The 18,265-nt window shown below is 73.3% G+C and carries 18 protein-coding genes and 1 pseudogene; 9 read left to right on the plus strand and 10 right to left on the minus strand.

Going from position 1 to position 18,265, the window contains the following annotated elements:
* Positions 1-52: 52 nt before the first annotated feature.
* Positions 53-958 carry a Gfo/Idh/MocA family protein gene (locus ACIA5F_RS14020; RefSeq protein ID WP_399352450.1) on the plus strand — a complete coding sequence of 302 codons (906 nt, stop codon included), beginning with the start codon at positions 53-55 and terminating at the stop codon, positions 956-958.
* Here the strand turns inward: ACIA5F_RS14020 and lnt are convergent.
* From lnt to ACIA5F_RS14040, 4 genes are all read right to left on the minus strand, one after another.
* Entirely contained in the window at positions 903-2,477 is a 1,575-nt protein-coding gene (gene lnt, locus ACIA5F_RS14025) for an apolipoprotein N-acyltransferase (RefSeq protein ID WP_399352452.1), read from the minus strand. The two genes, ACIA5F_RS14020 and lnt, sit on opposite strands and share 56 nt — an antisense overlap.
* 15 nt (positions 2,478-2,492) lie before the next feature.
* Positions 2,493-2,999 (minus strand): nuclear transport factor 2 family protein, encoded by a 507-nt coding sequence (locus tag ACIA5F_RS14030; protein WP_399352454.1) that lies wholly within the window; start codon positions 2,997-2,999, stop codon positions 2,493-2,495.
* A 284-nt stretch (positions 3,000-3,283) separates the two neighbouring features.
* The gene (locus tag ACIA5F_RS14035; protein ID WP_399352456.1) at positions 3,284-4,156 is read right to left on the minus strand and encodes an undecaprenyl-diphosphate phosphatase; all 873 of its coding nucleotides are present in this window, start codon (positions 4,154-4,156) and stop codon (positions 3,284-3,286) included.
* 42 nt (positions 4,157-4,198) lie between these two features.
* Complete coding sequence (locus ACIA5F_RS14040; RefSeq protein WP_399352458.1) at positions 4,199-4,927, minus strand: TVP38/TMEM64 family protein; 729 nt, start codon at positions 4,925-4,927, stop codon at positions 4,199-4,201.
* Between the two features lie 483 nt (positions 4,928-5,410).
* Between ACIA5F_RS14040 and tuf the strand changes: the two genes are divergently transcribed.
* Both tuf and ACIA5F_RS14050 read left to right on the plus strand, forming a co-directional pair.
* Complete coding sequence (gene tuf / locus ACIA5F_RS14045) at positions 5,411-6,604, plus strand: elongation factor Tu (RefSeq protein WP_399352460.1); 1,194 nt, start codon at positions 5,411-5,413, stop codon at positions 6,602-6,604.
* Between the two features lie 178 nt (positions 6,605-6,782).
* Entirely contained in the window at positions 6,783-7,574 is a 792-nt protein-coding gene (locus ACIA5F_RS14050; protein WP_399352734.1) for a spermidine synthase, read from the plus strand.
* 28 nt (positions 7,575-7,602) lie between these two features.
* Here the strand turns inward: ACIA5F_RS14050 and ACIA5F_RS14055 are convergent, their stop codons facing one another.
* Together ACIA5F_RS14055 and ACIA5F_RS14060 are read right to left on the minus strand one after the other, a co-directional pair.
* Entirely contained in the window at positions 7,603-8,913 is a 1,311-nt protein-coding gene (locus tag ACIA5F_RS14055) for an MFS transporter (protein WP_399352462.1), read from the minus strand.
* A 171-nt stretch (positions 8,914-9,084) separates the two neighbouring features.
* On the minus strand, positions 9,085-10,164 hold the full coding sequence (locus ACIA5F_RS14060; protein WP_399352464.1) for a hypothetical protein: 1,080 nt from the start codon (positions 10,162-10,164) through the stop codon (positions 9,085-9,087).
* A 109-nt stretch (positions 10,165-10,273) separates the two neighbouring features.
* Between ACIA5F_RS14060 and ACIA5F_RS14065 the strand changes: the two genes are divergently transcribed.
* Positions 10,274-10,726 (plus strand): DUF4442 domain-containing protein, encoded by a 453-nt coding sequence (locus tag ACIA5F_RS14065; protein WP_399352466.1) that lies wholly within the window; start codon positions 10,274-10,276, stop codon positions 10,724-10,726.
* A gap of 208 nt (positions 10,727-10,934) precedes the next feature.
* Positions 10,935-11,639 (plus strand): DedA family protein, encoded by a 705-nt coding sequence (locus ACIA5F_RS14070; protein WP_399352468.1) that lies wholly within the window; start codon positions 10,935-10,937, stop codon positions 11,637-11,639.
* A gap of 132 nt (positions 11,640-11,771) precedes the next feature.
* Here the strand turns inward: ACIA5F_RS14070 and ACIA5F_RS14075 are convergent, their stop codons facing one another.
* Positions 11,772-12,326, minus strand: a complete 555-nt coding sequence (locus tag ACIA5F_RS14075) for a gamma carbonic anhydrase family protein (RefSeq protein WP_399352470.1) — start codon at positions 12,324-12,326, stop codon at positions 11,772-11,774.
* 152 nt (positions 12,327-12,478) lie between these two features.
* Here ACIA5F_RS14075 and ACIA5F_RS14080 point away from each other — a divergent pair, with 152 nt between their 5' ends.
* Positions 12,479-13,261, plus strand: coding sequence for an acyltransferase (locus ACIA5F_RS14080; RefSeq protein WP_399352472.1), 783 nt, complete (start codon positions 12,479-12,481; stop codon positions 13,259-13,261).
* 31 nt (positions 13,262-13,292) lie between these two features.
* On the opposite strand, the gene ACIA5F_RS14085 is transcribed toward ACIA5F_RS14080, so the two are convergent.
* Positions 13,293-13,697: a CoA-binding protein gene (locus ACIA5F_RS14085; protein WP_399352474.1), complete on the minus strand. Its 405-nt coding sequence runs from the start codon at positions 13,695-13,697 to the stop codon at positions 13,293-13,295.
* Between the two features lie 110 nt (positions 13,698-13,807).
* Here ACIA5F_RS14085 and ACIA5F_RS14090 point away from each other — a divergent pair, with 110 nt between their 5' ends.
* On the plus strand, positions 13,808-14,434 hold the full coding sequence (locus ACIA5F_RS14090; protein ID WP_399352476.1) for a YigZ family protein: 627 nt from the start codon (positions 13,808-13,810) through the stop codon (positions 14,432-14,434).
* Positions 14,435-14,730: 296 nt separating this feature from the next.
* Positions 14,731-15,138: pseudogene (locus ACIA5F_RS14095) on the plus strand (IS30 family transposase); the annotation flags it as partial.
* A 77-nt stretch (positions 15,139-15,215) separates the two neighbouring features.
* Here the strand turns inward: ACIA5F_RS14095 and ACIA5F_RS14100 are convergent.
* Positions 15,216-15,683: a transposase gene (locus ACIA5F_RS14100; RefSeq protein ID WP_399352736.1), complete on the minus strand. Its 468-nt coding sequence runs from the start codon at positions 15,681-15,683 to the stop codon at positions 15,216-15,218.
* Positions 15,680-16,219, minus strand: coding sequence for a winged helix-turn-helix domain-containing protein (locus tag ACIA5F_RS14105; RefSeq protein WP_399352478.1), 540 nt, complete (start codon positions 16,217-16,219; stop codon positions 15,680-15,682). The genes ACIA5F_RS14100 and ACIA5F_RS14105 overlap by 4 nt, the downstream gene beginning before the upstream one ends.
* Positions 16,220-16,422: 203 nt before the next feature.
* Here ACIA5F_RS14105 and ACIA5F_RS14110 point away from each other — a divergent pair, with 203 nt between their 5' ends.
* On the plus strand, positions 16,423-17,856 hold the full coding sequence (locus ACIA5F_RS14110) for an IS1380 family transposase (RefSeq protein ID WP_399352480.1): 1,434 nt from the start codon (positions 16,423-16,425) through the stop codon (positions 17,854-17,856).
* The last annotated feature ends 409 nt before the right edge of the window (positions 17,857-18,265 follow it).

Here is an 18,265-nt window from a genome sequence, read left to right on the forward strand (position 1 = left end):
CAGGGATTAAGCTGCGGAGCGTCCCACAAGGAACGAACCAGGAGGCTCCCCGGTGAAGGTCGGCTGCATCGGACTCGGCGACATCGCGCAGAAGGCGTACCTGCCCGTCCTGACCACCCGCCCGGGAGTCGAGCTGCACCTGCAGACCCGGACCCCCGCCACGCTGGAGCGGGTCGGTGAGATCCACCACGTCCCGGCCGCCCGCCGGCACACCGATCTCGACGCGCTGCTCGCCGAGGGCCTCGACGCGGCCTTCGTGCACGCCCCGACCGCCGTCCACCCCGAGATCGTGGCACGGCTGCTGGAGGCGGGCGTGCCGACGTACGTGGACAAGCCGCTCGCCTACGAGCTGGCCGACTCGCGGCGGCTGGTGGAACTGGCCGAGGAGCGCGGCGTCCCGCTCGCCGTCGGCTTCAACCGCCGCCACGCACCCGGCTACGCGCAGTGCGCCGACCACCCGCGCGAGCTGATCGTCCTGCAGAAGAACCGGGTCGGGCTGCCCGAGGACCCGCGCACCCTGGTGCTGGACGACTTCATCCACGTCGTCGACACGCTCCGGTTCCTGCTGCCCGGCGAGGCCGACCACATCGATGTCCGCGCCGTGGTGCGCGAGGGGCTGATGCACCAGGTGGTGCTCCAGATGTCCGGCGACGGGTTCACCGCGCTCGGGATCATGAACCGCCGCTCCGGCTCCACCGAGGAGATCCTGGAGGTGTCCGGGCAGGACACCAAGCGGCAGGTCGTCAACCTGGCCGAGATCGTCGACCACCAGGACCGGCCGGCCGTGCGCCGCCGCGGAGACTGGACACCGGTGGCCCGCCAGCGCGGCATCGAACAGGTCGTGGACGCCTTCCTGGACGCCGTCGCGGCGGGCACCACGCTCAGCGCCCGCGACGCGCTCCTCACCCACGAACTGTGCGAGCGGGTGGTGCTGTCGGCCCTGGAACAGGCCGTCTGAGCCGACGGACGCCCTCCACCGCGCAGTACACCGCCAGGGCGGCGAGGGCGACCACCACCGGCCAGTCGCCGAAACGGGCGTAGAAGGTCGAGCCCCGGGCGAGCGGTACCTCGTACACCACCGCCGTGCTCGCGGAGGTGGGCAGGGCCGGGCCGACCCGCTCGCCCGAGGGGCCGTGCACCCCGCTGATACCGGTGAGGGTGGCGTGCACCACCGGGCGGCCGTTCTCGGCGGCGCGCAGCGCGGCGAGCGAGGCGTGCTGCGCCGGGGCCCAGCTGTCCTGGAAGGTGGAGGTCGCCGACTGGACGACGAGCAGGCCCGCTCCCCGGCGGGTCAGGTGCCGGCTCATGTCCGGGAAGGCCGACTCGAAGCAGACCAGCGGACCCAGCCGGACACCGGGCCGCCCGTCCGGCCGCGCGGGCAGGTCCATGACCACCTGGGCGGAGCCGCGCCGCCGGTCCTCGCCCGCCGCCCTGCCGACCGAGGTGACCCAGCCCAGCAGCGCCCGGGCCGGTACGTACTCCCCGAAGGGGACCAGCCGCATCTTGTCGTACCGGTCACCGGTGGGGCCCCGGGGGCCGACGAGCACCGCGCTCTTGTAGATCCCGGGCCGGTCGGCGCCCCGCGCGTCCACATTGACCAGCAGCGGAGCCCCGGTCCCGGCGGACAGCGCGGCGAGGCGCCGGGCCAGGTCCGGGCGGGCCGCCAGATCCGCGCCGACACTGCTCTCGCCCCACACCACCAGGTCCAGCGGCTGCCCGGCCAGCTCCCCGGTCAGCCGTTCCCCGGCGGCGAACCGCCGCTCGGCGCCGGCCGCGCCCGCCACCGGGCCCGGCTGGACCACGGCCACGCGCAGCGTGCCCGCCACCACGGGCCGCGGAGCCCCCAGCCAGACCGCCCCGGTCAGCACCGCGCACCCCGCCAGCCCGGCCACCGCCGGGACCCGCGCCCCCTCCACCGCGACCAGCAGCACCACCGCGCAGTTCACCGCCACCACCAGCAGGCTCACCAGCCACACACCACCCACCGAAGCCACCCGCAGCGCGGGCACCACCTGCCACTGGCTCGCCCCCAGCAGCCCCCACGGCCCGCCCAGCCCCGGCCAGGACCGCGCCAGCTCCGACAGCAGCCACCCCGCCGGTACGAGCACCAGCGCGGCCCCGGCCCGCCCCGCTCCCGGGGCTCCGCCCAGCAGCTCCCGTACCAGCAGCGCCCAGGGAATCCAGAGCAGGCCCAGCAGCGCGGCCAGCGGCACCAGGAACACGTGCAGGCTGGGCAGCAGCCAGTGGTGGACGGCCACGATGAACCCCGCGCCGCCGAGCCAGCCCTCCAGAGCCGCCCGCCGCCCGGTCGGCGCCGACCTCAGCAGCAGCATCCAGGGCGCGAGGGCGACGTACACGAACCACCAGAGCGCGGGGACGGGGAAGGCCAGGGCGGGCAGCGCCCCGGCGGCGGTCGCCGCCACCGCCCGCCACCGGTCCGTCCCGCGGTCCGTCCTGCGGTTCCGCTTCGCGACCATCACCCGCCTTCGTGTCTATGCGCGCCCGGGGGAACAGCCGTCCTGGAGGGGCCGGCTCCGCCAGGTCTCCCGCACGGTGACGCGGGTGAGCCGCCAGCCGTCATGGGCGGTCCGGGCGAGCGTGAAGTCGCAGCGTCCGGCGGTGACCAGGGTGGGCACGGCCGGGGCGCCCTGCGGCCCCGTGTCCTCCGGTCCGGCCGGTCCCGCCGGATTCAGGAAGTCTGCCCGGACCTCGGCCGAGTCGCCCGGCGAACCACCCGCGTCCGCCAGCCGCACCAGCCGGTTGACGATCAGGTGCTGCCGTACCGGGAAGGGCTCCAGGGCCCGCGCGAGCCACTCCGCGACCTCCCCCACCGGGCCCTCGACACCGCCCGCCGAGCGGTAGTCGGCCCGCCCGCCGGGGGCGAACAGGGCGCGGTACGCGGCCCAGTCGCCGTCGCCCACGGCCACCGCGTACCCCGTGACCACCTCGTCGATCGCCAGCCGGTCCATCACGGTCGCCAGGTCCACACGCTGTGTCATCGGGTCAGTGTGCGGCTGCGGACGCGTCAGACCAAGAGGTCTGCGCCGACCGGGTGCACCGGCCCGGGCCCGGTGACCGGAACGCGCCCCCGCCGCCGGACCGCCACGGGCAGCCGGAGCCGTCGCGGTCCGCGCCACCATCCCGGCCGGGACACCCGCCCACCGCCGCCGGGCGGCGTCCGCCCCGGCGGACCTTCCACGGGCTTCCGGCCGGAAACCACTGCGTCACCACGCGCCCCAGGACGCGTCCCCCGTCCCGCGCTCCCGGTGGCGGGGCGCCGGGGCTACAGGCCCGACTCGCCGGCGTGCGGGCTCAGCACACCCGTGCCGACCAGGACGAACAGCAGGATGCCGAGCAGGATGCGGTAGATCACGAAGGGCATGAAGCTCTTGGTGGAGATGAACTTCATGAACCAGGCGATCACCGCGTACCCGACGACGAAGGCGACGACCGTCGCGAGGACCGTCGGCCCCCAGGAGACATGGCCCTCGTTCACGTGCTTCAGCTCGAACAGCCCCGAGGCCAGGACGGCCGGGATCGCGAGGAGGAAGGAGTAGCGGGCCGCCGCCTCCCGGGTGAAGCCCATCAGCAGACCGCCGGAGATGGTCGCGCCCGACCGCGAGACCCCCGGGATCAGGGCCATGGCCTGGCAGAGACCGAAGATCAGACCGTCCTTGACGCCCAGTTCCCGCAGCGTCTTGCGCTCACGGACGGCCCGGTGCCGCCCGCCCGCCTCGTCCCGCGCCGCCAGCCGGTCGGCGACACCGAGCACGACGCCCATCACGACGAGCGTGGTCGCGATCAGCCGCAGGTCCCGGAAGGGCCCCTCGATCTGGTCCTTGAAGACGAGGCCGAGCACACCGATCGGGACCGAGCCGATGATCACCAGCCAGCCCATCCTGGCGTCCTGGTCCGACCGCAGTTCCCGGGAGTACAGCGAACGGAACCAGGCGGAGACGATCCGGGCGATGTCCTTGCGGAAGTAGATCAGCACGGCGGCCTCGGTGCCGATCTGGGTGATCGCCGTGAACGCCGCTCCCGGATCGTGCCAGCCGGCGAAGGCCGCCGTCAGCCGCAGGTGGGCGCTGGAGGAGATCGGGAGGAACTCCGTGAGCCCCTGGACGAGACCGAGGACCAGTGATTCGAACCAGCTCATGTCGGGGTGCGCTCGCCCTTGTGATCGTCGGGAAGGTCGGGATCAGACGCCGGAACCGTGGGCGGCACCACTGGCCACGGGCCGGGGCGCCGGTTCGTACGGGGCCTCGCCCGTCCCCGCGGGCGCCAGCCGGTGCCGTTTGCGCCAGGCGACCGCGCCCGCGACCACGGCGGAGACGGCGATGAACCCGAAGGAGACGAGGAAGGCGGGCGATCCGGGGGAGGAGGCGCTGGCTCCGGCGATCACGTACGCGGCGGTGTTCGGGACGGTGCCGATCGCGGTCGCGAGGAGGAAGGGGAGCCAGCCGCAGCGGGAGACCGAGGCGCAGTAGTTGGCCACCGCGAAGGGCACCCCGGGGAAGATCCGGACCGCGAGCATCGAGCGGAAGCCGTGCCGGCTGAGCTGTCCGTCCGCCGCCCGGAGCCAGCGACCGCGCAGGAACGGGCGCAGGGCCTCCTGGCCCAGCATCCGGCCGAGGCCGAAGGCGATCGCGGCGCCGAGGACCGTGCCGCCGACCGCCGCGACCAGGCCGAACTGGCTGCCGAAGACGGCACCGGCGGCCAGGTTGAGCAGGGGGCGCGGGACGAACGCCGCCGTGCACAGCCCGTAGACCGCCGCGAACAGCAGCACCGCGGCGCCGACGGGGAGGCCCGGGGGCCGGCCCTCCGAGAGGATGCGCTGGGGCTCGTAGAGCAGCACACCCGCGCCGGCGGCCACGAGCAGCACCACGAGGAGCGACAGCCGGGTCCACGGCGAGAGGAGGAGGGGCATCTGGGGAGACTAACCGACGCACGCGGCGCGGCGCCGTCGCCCAGCTCTCATCCGGCCGAACGGCCGACAGCCGCCGGAGCTCCCACGGACACCCCGCGGACACCTCCCGGACACTTTCCCGGACACCTTCCCGGGACGGTGCGGCCCGCGCGGCGCGGCACCGCCGACCGGGCACCGCCGGGGTGACCGGCCGGGCGACGAACCGGCCGGGCAACGGCGGCAACGGTCGCGGGGAAATTCGTTCGACGGGGCGGAGCGGTTCGTGCACGATCGGGGCATGTCCCGGTACGCCTTCCCCGCAGCGCCGTCCGCAGTCGCGGACGCGCCGAAGGCTGCCGCGCGGGCATCGGCACACACACCCGTGCCCACCGCCGTCGGCGGCGCGCGAAGCTGACCCTCCCCGGACAGTCCGGCGGACCCCACAGGGGGAGGGTCGGCTCGCTCCAGGGGTCCCGGTCCAGCTTCGAGACACGGGAAGAGATCATGGCCAAGACGGCCTTCGTCCGCACCAAGCCGCACCTCAACATCGGCACCATGGGTCACGTCGACCACGGCAAGACCACCCTCACCGCCGCCATCACCAAGGTCCTCGCCGCGCGCGGCGGCGCCTCCTTCGTGCCGTTCGACCGCATCGACCGGGCCCCCGAGGAGGCCCGGCGCGGGATCACCATCAACCTCACGCACGTCGAGTACGAGACCGACACCCGCCACTACGCGCACGTGGACATGCCGGGCCACGCCGACTACGTGAAGAACATGGTCACGGGCGCCGCCCAGCTCGACGGGGCGATCCTCGTCGTCTCCGCCCTCGACGGGGTCATGCCCCAGACCGCCGAGCACGTGCTCCTCGCCCGGCAGGTCGGCGTCGACCACATCGTGGTCGCGCTCAACAAGGCCGACGCCGGGGACCCCGAGCTCACCGACCTGGTCGAGCTGGAGGTCCGCGAGCTGCTCACCTCCCAGGGGTACGGCGGGGAGAGCGTGCCGGTCGTCCGGGTCTCCGGGCTCAGGGCGCTGGAGGGCGACCCGCGGTGGACCGCGGCCGTCGAGGCGCTGCTGGACGCGGTGGACACGTACGTGCCGACGCCCGTGCGGTACACCGGGGCGCCGTTCCTGCTGCCGGTGGAGAACGTGCTGACCATCACCGGGCGCGGCACGGTCGTCACCGGGGCCGTCGAGCGCGGGACCGTACGGGTCGGCGACCGGGTGAGCGTGCTCGGCGGCGGGGACGGCGCGGCGGGCGCGGCCGTCGAGACGGTCGTCACCGGACTGGAGACCTTCGGCAAGCCGATGGAGTCCGCCGAGGCCGGGGACAACGTCGCGCTGCTGCTGCGCGGGGTCCCCCGCGACGGCGTGCGCCGCGGGCACGTGGTGGCCGCGCCCGGCAGCGTGGCGCCGAGCCGCCGCTTCACCGCGCGGGTGTACGTCCTGTCCGGGCGCGAGGGCGGGCGTACGACACCGGTCGCGAGCGGGTACCGGCCGCAGTTCTACATCCGGACCGCCGATGTCGTCGGGGACGTGGACCTGGGCGAGGCCGGGGTGGCCCGGCCGGGGGAGACGGTCACGATGACCGTCGAGCTCGGGCGGGACGTGCCGCTGGAGGCCGGGCTCGGCTTCGCCGTCCGGGAGGGCGGCCGGACGGTGGGCGCGGGGACGGTGACGGCCGTCCTCGGCTGATCACCCGCCCCGCCCCGCCCCGCCCCGCCGCCCGTCACCGCCGCCGCCCGTCCGCGCCGGTGACGGGCGGTGGCGGGCGGTGACGGTCCGGCCGGGCCGGGACCGGCCCGACAATGGTGGGGTGAGCGACGAACAGATCCCGGTGATCCGGGACGTGGACCAGGGCACCGCCAAGCTGATGCCGGACGTGGACCGGGACCGGGCCTGGCTGCTGACCGTGGACGGGGCGCCGCAGTCGTACGTGGACCTCGACGCGCCGGAGCACCTGGAGTTCGAGTACGTACGCCGCCTCGCGCACGTCCTGGACCTCGCGGCGGAGCCGGGCCGCGCGCTGGACCTCGTCCACCTGGGCGGAGGCGCGCTCACCCTGCCGCGCTATGCCGCGGCGACCCGGCCCGGGTCCCGGCAGGAGGTCGTCGAGTTCGACGCGGGCCTGGTGGAGCTGGTCGCCGGGCACCTGCCGCTGCCCCCGGACTCCGGGATCACGGTGCACACCGCCGACGCGCGGGCCTGGCTGGAGGCGGCGCCCCCGGCGAGCGCGGACGTGCTGGTGGCCGACGTCTTCGGCGGCTCCCGGGTACCGGCGCAGCTGACCTCGGTGGAGTACGCGCGCCAGGCCGCCCGGGTGGTGCGGCCCGGCGGGCTGTACGCGGCGAACCTGGCGGACGGGGCGCCGTTCGGCTTCCTGCGGGCGCAGCTCGCCACCTTCGGGGAGGTCTTCGCGGAGCTGGCGCTGATCGCGGAGCCGTCGGTGCTGCGGGGCCGGCGGTTCGGCAACGCGGTGCTGCTCGCCTCGGACGCCCCGCTGGACGTGGCCGCGCTGGCCCGGCGGTGCGCCGGGGACGCCTTCCCCGCCCGGGTGGAGAGCGGCCCGGCGCCGGCCCGGTTCGCGCGGGGCGCCCGGCCGGTGGCCGACGCCGACGCCGTGGCGTCGCCGCAGCCGCCGGAGGGCGCGTTCAGCATCGGCTGAGGCGCCCGGGGGCGCCGCTCGTACGGGCTCAGCCCCCGGTGGTTCCGGTGGCGGGCGCCGGGGTGGCGGCCGGCACGGCGGCCGGGTCCTCGGGCACGGGCTTGCGGGTCACCCGGCGGACGTCCGGGACCATGAGGACCAGGGCGGTGACCAGGACGACCAGGGCGGCGCAGCCCCACAGGGCCGGGCCGCGCCCGAAGGCCGTCTCGGCCGGGCCCGCGAGGGCGGTGGCCAGCGGGAGCATCGAGACCGAGCCGAACCAGTCGTAGGCGCAGACGCGGGAGAACTTCTCCTCCGGGATCTCCTGGTGCAGGGTCGTCATCCAGTTCACGCCGAACACCTCGATGGCGGCGCCGCTGAAGAGCATCACCAGGCACAGTCCCCACGTGGGCAGCGGCACGGCCAGCGCGGCCGAGGGCAGCGCCAGCGGGAACACGCACAGGGTGCCGATCAGCAGCAGCCGCCGCGGTTTCCACTTCATCATCAGGACGGCTCCGGCGATGGTGCCGACGCCGAAGAAGGCCAGGGCCAGGCCCCAGGGGGCGGGCCCGCCCAGGTGGTCCCGGGCGACCAGTGGTCCGTAGACCGCCTCCGCGGCGCCGACGACGGCGACGACGACGGAGAACTGGAGCACGATGCTCCACAGCCAGGGGCGGCTGCGGACCTCCACCCAGCCCTCGCGCAGGTCGGACAGGAGGCCGCCGCCGGGGCCCCGGTCGGCGGTCCTGCCGACGTCGAGGAAGGCGCGCAGGGCGCCCGCGACCGCGAAGGCCGCCGCGTCCACGGCCAGCACCCAGCCGGGGCCGATCGCGGCGATCATGGCGCCGCCGAGGGCCGCCCCGCCGATGCCCGCGCCGTTCATCGCCATCCGGAACAGGGCGAAGGCGCGGTTGGCGTGGGCGCCGGAGACGCTGGCCAGCAGCATGCCCTCGGCCGCCGGGTTGAAGAAGGCCGTACCGGTGCCGCAGAGGGCGGTGAGCAGCATCATCTGCCAGAGCTGGGGCTCCCCGGCGAGGACGAGCAGGGCGAAGGCCGCCTGCGAGACGCAGTTCAGGGCGTTGGCCGCGACCATCATGTGGTGGCGCGGCAGCCGGTCGGCGAGGGCGCCGCCGATGAGGAGGAAGAGGACGAGCGGCAGCGTACGGGCCGCCGCGACCAGGCCGACGTCACCGCTGGACCCGCCGGCTTCCAGCACGGCGAAGGCGGCGGCGATGAGTGCTCCGTGGCTGCCCAGGTTCGTCACGACCGCGGCACCCGTCAGCAGGGTGTAGTTGCGGCCGGCCCAGACGGGGCGGCGACGGCGTACGGGGGTACGGGGGGCGGCGGGGGGAGAACTCACCCCGGGACTATCCCTTGTCCCGGGCTGGTACTCCAAACCGATTGTCGTCCCGGTTCCGGGAGCCGCCCCGGGGTCCCGGAGGTCTCCCGGGCCCCTGCTCCCCGCCCCTGCTCCCGGCCCCTGCTCCCGGCCCCTGCTCCCGGCCCCTCGACCGCCGCCCGCCCGCGCGGGTCAGCCGGTGCCGAGCCGTACCGAGCCGAGGATCTTCTCGTAGGTCTCCTCGGGGACCTCCTCCTTGACGCCCGCCACGCTGTAGAGGACCCAGGTGGAGAAGTCGCCGTCGGCGGTCTTGAAGCTGAAGGCGATGCTCTTGCCGTCGGAGGAGCACCCGTGCGTCCTGGGCACGCCGGTGACGGTCGCGGTCACCACATGGCCCTTGAGGCCCGAGGCGGTGGTGTACTCCTTCGCGTCGGAGACCTTGACGGTGCCGTCCGGCGCCTTCTGCGCGAACCGGGCGAACGCCCAGGTGCGGGCCTCGTTGCCGGCGGCCCCGGCGGTGTCCTTGGCCCCCTGGCCGCCCTTGGTGCCGGTGCCGGCCAGCGCGTAGGAGTCCTGGCTGCCGTTCTTGTCGGCGTCGGTCCCGCACCAGTCCTCCTTGAGGTAGGCCGGTGAGGAGAAGCTGATGAGCGGGGCGCCGTCGTTCTTGTTCTCGTTCCCGATGCCGGAGAAGATGCCGGAGCCGAGGACGTTCCACTCCGGCGGGACGTCGAAGACGGTGCCGTACTTCGGGTTGACGACCGGCTTCCAGCCGGGGACGACCGGCTGTACGTCCCCGCCCGCGCGCGGGTTGGCGCCGCTCGCGGCCGGTGCGGGCGCGCCCGTGGCGCCGGACGCGGGCGAGGGGTCGGACACCGGGGTGGCGGCGGCGGGTCCGGCGGCGGCCCCGCCGCGGTCGGAGCCGTTGCGGGTCAGGACGAACGCCCCGGTGGCGGCGGCCGTCACGAGGACCGCCGCGCCGGCGGCGAGGGCCACGGTCCTGGTCGCGTACGGGCTCCCGCCGCGCCGTGGCCGTGCGGGCGGCGGCTGGGGCAGGTCCCGGGCGTGCGGGGTCCGGGGCAGGTCCCAGGAACCGCCGGGGCCGGGCGCCGGGCGGTGGCCCTGCTGAGGGGGGTGGCCGTATCCGGGGTGCCCCTCGCCCTGGCCGGGCCGCTGGTACGGGTTCGCCTGCCCCGGCGGCTGCCGGTAGGGGTTCTCGCGCGGGTCCTGCGGGTTCTGCTCGCCCCCGGGCGGCTGCTGTTCTCCTGGCCACATGGCCGGTAACGATAGTGGGAGGGCCGGGGGGAGCCCCGACCGCCCCTGGGCCGGCCGGACCTGGGAGGGTCTGGCCAACCCCGCTTACCCGTGGGTAACATCGCGTGCCATGAGCGCAGATCAGATGAACGTGGGCGAACTGCTCGCCGCGACCGTGCCGATGGCCCGCACCCTGAACCTCCAGTTCCTGGAGACCACCCCCGAGCGGGCGGTCGTCCGGCTGCCGGACCAGCCCGACTTCCACAACCACGTCGGCGGCCCGCACGCGGGCGCGATGTTCACCCTCGCCGAGTCCGCGAGCGGCGCGATCGTCCTGGCCGCCTTCGGGGACCAGCTCACGCGCGCCGTGCCCCTCGCCGTGCGGGCGGAGATCGGCTACAAGAAGCTCGCCAAGGGCGTCGTGACCGCCACCGCCACGCTCGGCCGCCCGGTCGCGGAGATCGTCGCCGAACTCGACGCGGGCGGACGCCCCGAGTTCCCGGTCACCGTCGCCATCCGGCGCGCGGACGAGGCCGTCACGGGCGAGATGACGGTGGTGTGGACCCTGCGGCCGAACGCCTGAGCCGCCCTCCGCCCTCTGCCCTCCGCCCTCCCCGGTCCTCCCGTGCTCCCCACGCTCCTTGCGCTCCCCGCGTGAGGACGCCTTCCTCCGTGTACGGCTTCCCTCCCGAACTCCCTTAACGGGCAAGGAGGGTGGCGGTGAGCGGTAGGCTGCCCGTCCGGCGGGCCCGTCGAAGGCTCCGCGCGGACGATCACGGGAGGATCTGCCGGTGCACATCCAGGAATGGCTGGAGACGGTTCCGGCGGTCAGCATCTACCTCCTGGTGGGCCTGGTCATCGGCCTGGAGAGCCTCGGAATCCCGCTGCCCGGGGAGATCATCCTGGTCAGCTCGGCGCTGCTGGCCTCCCAGCACGGCGAGATCGACCCCGTGGTCCTGGCGCTCTGCGCCATCGGCGGGGCGATCGCGGGCGACTCGATCGGGTACGCGATCGGGCGCCGGGGCGGCAAGCCGCTGCTGGAACGGCTGGGGCGGCGCTTCCCCCGGCACTTCGGGCCGGAGCACGTGGCGCTCGCCGAACGCTCCTTCGACCGGTGGGGCATGTGGGCCGTCTTCTTCGGACGGTTCGTGGCGCTGCTGCGGATCTTCGCCGGGCCGCTGGCGGGCGTGCTGCACATGCCGTACTGGCGGTTCCTGACCGCGAACGTCCTCGGCGGAATCCTGTGGGCGGGCGGCACCACGGCCGTCATCTACTCGGTCGGGGTGGTGGCGGAGCCGTGGCTGAAGCGGTTCTCCTGGCTGGCCCTGGTGGTGGCCCTGCTGGCCGGGCTCGCGATGACGCTGGTGCTGCGCGACCGGATGCGGAAGGCGGCGGCGTCGGCGCGGGCGGCGGGCCCGCTCCCGGCGCAGGCACAGGGCCAGGCACCGGGCCAGGGCCAGGTGCAGACACCGGGCCAGGTGCCCGCCGCCGAGTGAGCCGAAACGGGCCGGACGAGCCGCAGGGGCGCCGGGCCTCCGGGCGCCGCACCGCGCGTCCCGGCCTGTTCCCCAGCTTGTTCCCCAGCTTGTTCCCCGGCTCCTGTCACGGCCCGCGCGTCACGGCCCGTGTCATCCGGAGGCGGGGGAGGGGGAGACCGAGGCGTGGTGGCGCGCCGCCAGCTCCCGGTACATCGCGGCGTTCGTCCTGATCCCCTCCCGCTCCTCCTCGGTCAGCTCCCGCCGCACCCTGGCCGGTACCCCCGCGACCAGCGACCCGGGCGGGACGACCATCCCCTGCGGGACCAGCGCCTGCGCGGCCACCAGCGACCCGGCCCCGATCACCGCGCCGTTCAGGACGGTCGCGCCCATCCCGATGAGGCAGTCGTCGCCGACGGTGCAGCCGTGCACGACGGCGTTGTGGCCGATGGAGACGCGTTCGCCGACCGTCACCGGGAAACCGGGGTCGACGTGGAGCGTGCAGTTGTCCTGCACGTTGCTGTCGGCGCCGACGGTGATCGGCCCGCAGTCGGCCCGCAGCACCGCCGAGTACCAGACGCTCGCCCCGGCGCCCAGGGTGACGTCCCCGACCACCACGGAGGTGGGCGCGGTGAAAGCCGTGGGATCGATGGCCGGGTGCTTCCCGCCGACCGCGGCCACGAGTGCCCCGTCCGCCTGACGCGTCATGTGCTCGTCCCCTGTCCTCCGGTGGCGCCGGGCCGTCCCGGGCGCCGCGCTACCGGCACCGTAGGGCACCCGGTCCCGGCGCCCCGGTGATGGGGTGAAGATCACAGGACGGTGGCCCGGACGGCCGGTGCCCCGCGCACTACCGTGGCCGGGTGCCGAAGAACCAGAACACGTTCTCCCCCCTGACGGAGCTGCGCCGTCGGCTCGCCGGCCGTGCGGTCCACTCCGTCTGGCGCTGGATGCAGCAGGCCGGCGCGGTCACCGCGCGGACCCCGGGACGGCTGCGGTTCGGCGCGATCGGGGAGAGCACCCGGCTCGCCTTCCCGCAGGGCGCGGTCTTCGGGGAGGAGTGGATCAGACTCGGGGACCACTGCGTCATCGGCGAGCGGGTCACCCTCACCGCGGGCATGATGCCCGGCCTCGACCTCGGCACCGAGCCGGTACTGGTCCTCGGCGACGGCGTGGTCATCGGCCGGGACAGCCATGTCGTCGCCGACACCCGGATCACCATCGGCAACGACACCTTCTGCGGGCCCGGGGTGTACATCACCTCCACCAACCACAGCTACGACGACCCGCACCAGCCCGTCGGCAGGCAGTGGCCGCGCAACGCGCCGGTCGAGATCGGACCGGGCTGCTGGCTGGGCACGGGCGCGGTGATCCTGCCGGGGGCCCGGCTGGGCCGCAACGTGGTGGTGGCCGCGGGAGCCGTCGTCCGGGGCGAGGTGCCCGACCATGCGGTGGTGGCGGGGGCCCCGGCCCGGATCGTCCGGCGGTGGGAGCCGGAGACGGGCTGGCAGCCGCCGCTGCGCACCCCCGCCCCGGTGCCGATCCCCGACGGGGTGACGGCGGAACAGCTGCGCGCGCCGGCGGAGCCGGCCGGGCCCCCGGACCCGTGTCCCCGTACGGCCGGGACCTCCGCAGAGCCGTCCTGACCCACCGGGTGCGCCGGGCCCGCCGGACGGGCTACAGGGCCGGGATCTCGATCGCCGGGCAGCGGTCCATGACCATCTCCAGGCCCGCCGCGCGGGTCCGCCGGTAGGCGGCCTCGTCCACCACGCCGAGCTGGAACCAGACCGCGCCCGCGCCCACGGCCACCGCCTGGTCGGCGACCGGGCCGGCCAGCGCGCTGTTCACGAAGACGTCCACCACGTCCACCGCGAAGGGGATCGCCTCCAGCGAGGGGTACCCCGGCTCGCCGTGGACCGTCTCCGCCTTGGGATGGACGGGCACGACGCGCTTGCCGAACCGCTGGAGCACCCGGGCCACGCCGTAGGCCGCCCGGTCCTCGTTGTGGGACAGGCCCACCACGGCCCAGGTGTCGCCGAGCTCGGTGAGGATCTTGCGGATGGTTGCCGGGTCGCCGTACACGGGTGCCGCCTCCTGCTGTCACTGCGCCGATGACGGGCCCGGCCGGACGGCGGGCCCGCATGCCTGGTCAACCGGGAGGACACCTGTCCGATTCCCCGTAGGGTGGAGCGGTGAAGGCAGACCAGTACGTGACGGTGGCCCGCGAGGGCGTGCACGAGAGCGAGATCAACCGCTCCCGGTTCCTGTGCGCGCTCGCGCCCGCCGCGACCGAGCGGGAGGCGCAGGAGTTCGTCGCACGCGTCCGCAAGGAACACCCCACCGCCACGCACAACTGCTTCGCCTACGTCATCGGCGCCGACGCCTCGGTCCAGAAGGCCAGCGACGACGGGGAACCCGGCGGCACCGCGGGCGTCCCCATGCTCCAGATGCTCGTGCGCCGCGACGTGCGGTACGCGGCGGCCGTCGTCACCCGCTACTACGGCGGGGTGAAACTCGGCGCGGGCGGCCTCATCCGCGCCTACGGCGGGATCGTCGGCGAGGCGCTCGACGAACTCGGCACCGTCACCCGCCGCCGCTACCGGCTGGCCACCGTCACCGTCGACCACCAGCGGGCCGGCCGCACCCAGAACGACCTGCGCTCCACCGGCCGCACCGTGGTCGCCCTGCGCTACGGGGCCGCCGTGGAGATCGAGGTCGCGCTCCCGGAGGCCGACCTGCCCGGCTTCGGGCGCTGGCTCGCCGACACCACGGCGGGCAGCGCCACCCTCACCCTCGGCGGGGAGACGTACGCGCCCTGAGCGACGGGTTAGCGTAGAGGGGGCAGCGGGCCGGGGGGACGACCAGGGAGAGACAGCATGCGCGGCGGGTCCGGCGAGTGAAGTTCCTGCACAGATTTCGGCGCATTCGTTTCTTGGCGGGGCCCTGCTGCATCCCCGTGCTGACCTCTCATCACCCGTATCAACCCCAACCGTGCTGGGTCGGTGCTGACTTGGCGTAAGCCCCGCCTGGACGTCTTCGAGGGTATGTCGGCAAGCGGAGCGACCAAGATCGCACCGGTGAACTGGCGAGATCCCTCGCCCGCTGCGCAACGTTCCTGGCGCAGCCTCACGCCCGCTACGTGATGCTTGTCCACCTTCCCGACGGCCGCAGCGCAGAGCACATGCGCGACGCGCTGGTGCAGACGGTGAAGACCTTGCCGACGAACCTGACACGCTCGCCGACCTGGGACCAGGGCTCGGAAATGGCCGCCCACTACGCCTTCAGCCTCGCCACCGACGTCCCGGTCTACTTCTGCGACCCGGCCAGCCCCTGGCAGCGCGGCTCGAACGAGAACACCAACGGCCTGCTGCGGCAGTACTTCCCCAAAGGCACCGACCTATCCGTCCACACCCACGAGCACCTGGCCGACGTCGCCGCCGAACTCAACGGCCGCCCACGCAAAACGCTCGGCTGGGAAACCCCAGCCGAGCGCCCGCATAAACTACTGAACTTGATTGGGTGATGTCGGCCTGATCGTGGTCAGCCGTCCATGGTCAGACCGGTTCCGGCGAGGCATCCGTCGACGAGGTGTGGTCGGTACTAAATCTGTTTGAGGTTTCGTTCCACGGCTCTGGCCAGCTGGTCAAGGTTGGCGGCGGCGAGGTTACCGATGGTCCGTTTGACCAGCGCCCAGATGCCCTCCTGGGGGTTGAGGCCGGGTGAGTAGGAGGGGAACTGGAAGACCGTCAGCCAGTCGGCGTTCGCTTCGATGAACGCTCTCATCTGCGGCATCAGGTGTGCGCGGAGGTTGTCCCAGACGAGTACGACCGGGCCGTCGAGCTGGATGTGTGCGCGGACGATCAGGTCGCGGTAGTCACGCCAGGTGAAGCCCTTGGGCTCGCCTTTTCGGCCCCGGTAGACGTGGAAGCTGTAGAACATGCGGGACCGCTCGCCCTCTCTGAAGCAGGTCATCCCGGCCATCGAGACCCGGCCGGATCCCCGCCCACGAACGCGGACCTGCGGGGTCTGGCCTATGCGGCCCCAGGTTCTGGCGCGCGGCGGTCTCAGCGACTGCCCGGCCTCGTCCTCGAAGGCGAGCCAGGCTCCGCGAGCCGCCGCAACGCTTTTACCCGCGGCCGGACCTCCTTCTTCCACAGTTCGACGGCCTCATCGTCGCGCTCGACGGCGCGGCGGGCCGGCTGCTGCCAGGACCGGCCGTGGCGCTTGAGCAGCCGCCACGTTCCCTCCACCGTGTAGGTGACGTGGAACAGGCGGCCGATCAGCGTCTTGACCCGGGCCAGCGTCCACCGCTGATCCGCCCAGCCGTGAACCAGCGGACCCCGCTCCAGCTCCCGCTCAAGCCTGGCTACTTGTCTCTCACTCAGCCTTGGACGCCCGGGAGAGCCCTTCGAGTGGACCCCGGCCTGACCGCGCTCCCGCCATTGGCGGCGCCGGCGTTCCACCGACCGCTCGCTCACCCGCAGCGCGGTCGCGATCTCTCTGTTCTTCTCCCCGCCCTCGAAGCGGACCACGGCCTGCAGCCGGATCCGCTCCCGCGCGGCCCTCTCGGCGTCGGTCAAGCCGCCGCCCTGCGCGTACCTCACAGCATCAGGGCTACCGGAACGGTCTGGACGCTGTCAGGCGAACAACCCCGACATCACCCAATCAAGTTCAGTACTCGCCGCCTAACCCTGGATATTCAGCGGAATTGGGTGGCCTGACGCCCCGATAGCAGAATGGTGCCGCTGACCTGCGAGGATGCGAGTGTCTACGTCGTATCCGCTGCAAGAATCAGGGCACCAATCTGGTGAGCAAGAGTACAGGGTGGGACCGTCGGTTGTCCGTGGTGGCTGACGGGAAGAGACTGATCGGGCATGCCGGTGCGGTGCTGCTGCGCCGGTGCGCGGACCGCACAGGGCTCACCGGGGCGCTGGCGAAGGTGCTGCCGTCCAGCACAGCGGCCGGCTGGCGGGAACGGGCGGGCGTGCTGGTGCACCTGGCCGTCGCGATCGCGCTCGGGGCGGCGAACCTGTCGGAGGCCGAACAACTCCAGCTTCATCACCGGCCGTTGTTCGGGCCGTCGGCCTCGGACTCCACCGCTCGCCGCACCCTGGCCGCGCTCGACGAGACAGTCCTGGTGAAGATTGCGAAGGCACGAGCCCGGGTGCGCCGGCATGTGTGGAGTCTGCTGCATCTGCGGCCGGGCGGCTTCCCCTGGCTGACCGTGGCGGGCAAACGGCTGACCGGCTGGATCGTCATCGACATCGACATCGACGCCACCATCATCACGGCGGCATCGAAGAAGGCCGGGGCAGCGGTCACCTTCAAAAAGACATTCGGGTTTCATCCGCTGGCCGCCTGGTGCGCGAACACCACCGAGTCCCTGACCATGCTCCTCCGGCCGGGGAATGCCGGAGCAAACACGGTGGCCGACCACATCACGGTGCTCACCGACGCCCTCGCCCAGATCCCCGGCTCCTCGGCCGCGAAGATCCTCATCCGGGTGGACGGGGCCGGAGCCACCCACGGGCTGCTGGAACACCTCGAAGCGTTGAACACCACACGGCGCACGGTCCGCTACACCGTCGGCTGGAAGATCACCGAAGACGACGAGAAGGCCATCGCAAAGCTGCCCAAAAGCGCCTGGGAGACCTCCCTGCACCAGGACGGCAGCCTCCAAGAGGGCTACTTCGTCGCCGAGTTGACCGCGCTGAACACCCGTGAGGGCTGGCCGGAGGGCATGCGGCTGATCGTGCGCCGCGTCAGGCCCACCCGGCGGCACCTGAAGAAACTGACCGCCTTCGAGAAGAAGACCGGCTGGCGGTACTGCATCACCGCCACCAATATCCGGCACATGTGGGGCATCCCAGGCTCGGGCCACAGCCAGTTCCTGGACGTGCTGCACCGCTCACACGCCGGCGTCGAGGACCGGGTCCGCACCAACAAGGCGACGGGACTGGACAACTTGCCCTCCGCCTCCTGGGAAGTGAACCGCGGCTGGATGCTCGCCGCGAACCTCGCCAGTGACCTCGACGCCTGGGTGCGGCTGCTGGCCCTGCACGACGTCGAGGGCCTGGCCGACGCCGAGCCCCAGACCATGCGCTTCCGCCTCTACCACCTGCCCGCCCGCCTCGCCGACCACGCCCGACGCCGATGGCTGCGTATCGACGCGACCTGGCCCTGGGCAGAAGCGTTCACCACCTGCTGGCAGCGGCTCACCGCCCTCCCAACTGTCACCTGACAGTCGGGCACTACCGCGACAAGGACCAGGAAGGAGAAGACCGGCAGCACTCCGGGCCCGTGGAGCCCGGCGCACCCGCGGCGTCACGCGACGGCACACCTCGAACGGCCCGAGGACATTACGGGCGAACTGCCGAGCAAGTCAGCCATCGAACCCCGCTGACGAATCGAGGCTAACACAACCGGCCACATGTTGCGACGATCCCTAGAAACCGCCCACACCTGGCGGGGCTTCCCTTTTGCTATTACCACTCAGGGGGGCGGTGGACGGCTGGCGAGTTCACGTCAGGGAGTCCGCTTCCGTATTATTCTCGGTGATCATCCCACGAAAGAAATCGGAGAAGGTTCGGTACCTTTCGATTTCCCCGCCTGCAAGCCAGATGACAGGGGCTGGTCGCTTCAAATCGCTC

Source organism: Streptomyces sp. NPDC051567, assembly GCF_044454165.1.
Classification (GTDB): Bacteria; Actinomycetota; Actinomycetes; order Streptomycetales; family Streptomycetaceae; genus Streptomyces.